Below are 4,426 nucleotides of genomic sequence, written 5' to 3' on the forward strand. Positions count from 1 at the left end.
ATATAGCAACAGGTGCTATATCGGCTATTTCAGTACCTGAAATTACTTATAGTACAGTAGATAGCAAATTTATAGGTATACCTGCGGATACAACATCATTTACATTCATGGATGTAGCAGTAACTATGACCGCGACTCTTGGCAGTGTATGGACAATAGTTTAAGTAGTATAGGAGGAGTTTTGAATGAAAATTAACAATGTAGAATTGGAAGATATTGATATATTGGATGCTGATGTAGCTGAAAAATATGAGGGTGCATTAGAAACTATAGAAGGAATTGCTGAAAAAGTTGAGGGCATGAAAGGTTCTGCCGCAATAAGAATGCAATGTACTGCTATTTTTAACGTTTTTAATATTTTGTTCGGTGAGGGTACTGATAAAAAAATATTTGGAGATAAGGTTAATTTATTAACTTGTTTAAAAGCTTTTGAAGAATTAATTACAGTAGCTAATTCTAAAAAAGAAGAAGTTCAAAAACTTGCTAACAAGTACTCTCCAAATAGGGCACAAAAACGTGCTAAAAAATAATGAATATCCTCATAGATATTTTACCTTTAGTTGTTGAAATAGATGGCATAGAATACGATATTAATTCAAACTTTAGAAATAGCGCTATTTTTGAATTAATGATGGGTGATAATGATTTAGATGATAAACAGAAAATAGAACAGGCTTTATTGCTTTATTATCCTATAATACCTGACAATATTAATTTAGCTATGGAGCAGTTACTTTGGTTTTATAGATGCGGTAAAGATATAATTAAATCAAATAAAAGTGGTAAGGGCAAGAGCACACAAATTTATGATTTTGATTTTGATGATGATTATATCTATAGCGCATTTTTAGACCAGTATGGTATTGATCTACAAGATGCGGATTTGCATTGGTGGAAATTTAAAGCATTATTTAAATCTCTAAAAGAAGATAATGAAATAGTGAAAATAATGGGCTATCGTTCTATGGATTTAAGTAAAATTAAGGATAAAGAACAAAAAGCATATTATAAAAAAATGAAAGATTTATATAAAATACAAAGTCATGCAAGCAAAGATGAAATAGAAAAGCTTGAGAGTATCCAAGATGCATTAATTAATGGTGAAGATTTATCCAAACTATTGTAAAGTTATCCTGTATATGCAATAATTAATACAAATTGTATAGGGGGTTATTATATGCAGTGTCCTAAATGCAAAAGTGAAAATGTGAATACAATATTAGAGCAAGCATCAGGTAAAACTAAAAATAGGAATATGGGATGTCTTTGGGCTATTGGAAGATTTTGCTTAATTTTTTGCACCGGTGGTTTATGGTTATTGGTTGGAAAAAGAAAAAGGTCTGGGAATATAAAATTTAAAAATGAAACTGTAGCATTATGTCAAAACTGTGGTTACAAATGGAAAATTTAAAATATATTTATACAAATAAAGTACTTACAGAAATGTAGGCACTTTTTTATTTTGTTTTTTTAAGAAAGGAGGTGAGAACAATTTCAGATGGACACATTATAATTGACACAGAAATTGATAATAGTGGCGCCGAAAAGGGCGTAGGAAAATTAGGTAGTCTTGCCAAGACTGGGTTAAGTGGCATAGCCACTGCTGGTAAGGTAATGGGTGCAGCAATAGGAATAGCCACGGTTGCTGTGGGTGGATTGATTAAAGCATCTATAGAACAATATGCTGAATATGAGCAGCTAACGGGTGGAGTTGAAACGTTATTTAAAAGTAGTAGCGACAAAGTGATGAAGTATGCAGATAATGCATATAAGACAGCTGGAATGTCTTCAAACGAGTATATGAGCACCATTACAGGATTTTCGGCCTCACTATTGCAAGGACTTGGTGGAGATACAAAAAAAGCGGCTGAAATAGGAAATATGGCTGTTACCGACATGGCGGATAATGCAAATAAGATGGGCACAGGTATGGAAAATATACAAAATGCATATCAGGGATTTGCAAAGCAAAATTATACGATAAATCTAATGTCTGCTATATAAGTGATTATATAGTAAGCGTGCGTGAACTCTATCAGAGGTGTGATGTCAAAATACAATAGGAAATGGTTGTTGAGATGACATTGCTAACAAGGGAAACCTAAACACGAAAGTGCATGGCTATCTTGTGCTAAGCTAACCATTATATCACAATTAATGTTGCATAACATGTAAAATTGTGATATAATATATTTAGAAAGTCAAACGACTATCGGTTCGTCACCGAGTACAATATCTATTGATACGATATTGGAAGCGCGCACCAACTTTTAAAAAAACAGGAGGTTTATCATGGAGATGTGGAGAGAAATAAAAGACTTGCCAGAATATTCGGTAAGCAATAAAGGCAGAGTTAGAAAAGACAGTACAGGTCAAATTATGGTACTAAGTAAAAATGATGGATATAGTAGAATAACTATATCAAAACATGTACACAGACTTGTAGCAGAAGCATTTATAGAAGTCAATAGCGATGAAAAATGCTGGGTTGACCATGTAGATGGAAACCGTTCTAACAATGACATAGATAATCTTAGGTGGGTAACACCGTCTGAAAATTGCCTAGCATTTGGCTATAAGTCAAGGATAAAAAATAGGCAAAAAGAAATTAAAGCAACACATCTTGATGGTAGCGAACTTGTTTTTGAATCCAGGCAAAAAACTGCTGAATATTTTAAATGTTCAGATAGTGAAATAAGTTATGGTCATAGATATACAAGACGTAACAAAAAGGGCTGGATTTTGGAAAAAGTTGAAGATATAGTCTAAACCCTGAGAACTTATGAATAATCGTGAGTTCTTTTTAAATATTGGGAAACCAAGGGTATATTTGGTTAGATAACTTAAAACTGGGTTAACCTAAAAATAGCTCAGTATAAACCTCGTGAAAACGGTGAAACTCTTAACAAGTAAAGTTGAAGACAATACCGTGGTAAGATTGAATTGTTACTTGATATTCCAATAGTGAACGAATAACAATTCAATAAACTGTAACGACTATCGAAACAGAAAGAAGCATCTTATTATAGGTGCTTTTTTTAATGGAGTAGAGTACATACAAGTGTATGGAAGCGCGGGGGAACTTAGTAATAAGTTCAAGAGATAGTCTAATCTATATAGAAATATATAGCAGTTCGTAAGAGAACGGGCATAAATTAACAAACTATGTCGAATACAATGTATGGTGGTACAAAAACAGAAATGCAAAGGCTCCTTGTTGATGCAACAAAACTTACCGGTATTAAATATGACATGAATAATTTTAGTGATGTTATTAAAGCCATTCATGCGATTCAGACTGAAACTGGTATAACTGGGACTACTGCAAAAGAAGCTGCATCTACTATTGAAGGTAGTTTGAGCATGACTAAATCCGCATGGACTAACTTGTTAATAGGTATGGCTGATGATAATGCTAATTTTGATACGTTAGTAGATAATCTAGTAACTTCGGTTGGTGCACTTGGAGAAAATCTGATTCCTAGAATTGAGATTGCTATAAATGGTGTTGGGAAATTAATAGAAAAATTGCTACCTCCAATTATGGAAAAAGTACCAGGGTTGATAATGTCAATATTGCCTGGAATGATAGATGCTGGAATGAAAATTGTATCATCTCTTGGAAGTGGGTTACTACAAGCTTTACCAACGCTACTAACTATGGCTATACAAGTAATAGAAACTTTAATTAATGGAATACAACAAAATTTACCAGCGATAACAACCGCAGCAGTAAACATAATAACAAGTTTGACAACTGCTTTTTTAACTTTGTTACCACAATTATTAGATATGGGTTTGAAAATTATAGTAAATCTTGCATTAGGTATAGCAGAGGCATTGCCTACATTAATACCACTTGCAGTAAAATGCATAATGGATTTAGTTAATACATTTGTTACAAATTTACCATTAATATGGGATGCAGGGCTACAAATTTTAAATGGGTTATTAGAGGGAATTTCAACCGCCTTGCCACTTTTAATTGCGATGTTACCAACGATAATTGATACTATAGTAAAAGTTCTTACTGATAATTTACCTTTAATTTTACAAGCTGGGATAACGCTTTTACTTGCGCTTATAGATGGTCTGGTGGATGCGCTACCTCAATTATTAGCAATGCTACCACAGATAATAGATAGTATAACCACAGTTATATCTACCAACTTACCAGTAATAGTAAAAGCTGCAATAACAATTTTGCTTGCCCTTATAGATGGCTTGGTGAAGGCATTACCACAATTGATAGCTATGTTGCCTCGGATAATAGATAGCATACTAGAAGTAATAACTACTAACTTGCCAGTAATCTTAAAGGCTGCAATAACAATTTTACTTGCTATCATAAAAGGATTAGTGAAGGCATTACCTCAATTAATAGCTATGTTACCTAAAATAATTAATACTATAGTAAAAGTTCTTA

General features: G+C 32.9%; 5 protein-coding genes and 1 pseudogene. All 6 read left to right on the top strand.

The features are described 5' to 3' along the window. The first annotated feature begins 185 nt into the window (after positions 1-185). The gene (locus JJD95_RS19690) at positions 186-530 is read left to right on the top strand and encodes a DUF6673 family protein (RefSeq protein WP_291645149.1); all 345 of its coding nucleotides are present in this window, start codon (positions 186-188) and stop codon (positions 528-530) included. Beyond that, positions 530-1,126, top strand: a complete 597-nt coding sequence (locus JJD95_RS19695; RefSeq protein WP_291645151.1) for a bacteriophage Gp15 family protein — start codon at positions 530-532, stop codon at positions 1,124-1,126. The genes JJD95_RS19690 and JJD95_RS19695 overlap by 1 nt, the downstream gene beginning before the upstream one ends. Before the next feature lie 51 nt (positions 1,127-1,177). Continuing rightward, on the top strand, positions 1,178-1,411 hold the full coding sequence (locus tag JJD95_RS19700; protein WP_291645153.1) for a hypothetical protein: 234 nt from the start codon (positions 1,178-1,180) through the stop codon (positions 1,409-1,411). Positions 1,412-1,482: 71 nt separating this feature from the next. Then, a complete protein-coding gene (locus JJD95_RS19705; RefSeq protein ID WP_367114861.1) occupies positions 1,483-2,004 on the top strand; it encodes a hypothetical protein in 522 nt (173 codons plus the stop codon). A gap of 288 nt (positions 2,005-2,292) precedes the next feature. Then, complete coding sequence (locus tag JJD95_RS19710) at positions 2,293-2,769, top strand: HNH endonuclease signature motif containing protein (RefSeq protein WP_291645157.1); 477 nt, start codon at positions 2,293-2,295, stop codon at positions 2,767-2,769. Positions 2,770-3,165: 396 nt separating this feature from the next. Continuing rightward, positions 3,166-4,426, top strand: a pseudogene (locus JJD95_RS19715) (hypothetical protein); the annotation flags it as partial.

The sequence above is a fragment of the Clostridium sp. genome, assembly GCF_016650035.1.
Lineage (GTDB): Bacteria > Bacillota > Clostridia > Clostridiales > Clostridiaceae > Clostridium_AD.

What these genes read in the sequence shown, in the direction of transcription:
- JJD95_RS19690 (WP_291645149.1), top strand. Translation starts at nt 186, where the DNA reads ATGAAAATTAACAATGTAGAATTGGAAGATATTGATATATTGGATGCT.
- JJD95_RS19695 (WP_291645151.1), top strand. Translation starts at nt 530, where the DNA reads ATGAATATCCTCATAGATATTTTACCTTTAGTTGTTGAAATAGATGGC.
- JJD95_RS19700 (WP_291645153.1), top strand. Translation starts at nt 1,178, where the DNA reads ATGCAGTGTCCTAAATGCAAAAGTGAAAATGTGAATACAATATTAGAG.
- JJD95_RS19710 (WP_291645157.1), top strand. Translation starts at nt 2,293, where the DNA reads ATGGAGATGTGGAGAGAAATAAAAGACTTGCCAGAATATTCGGTAAGC.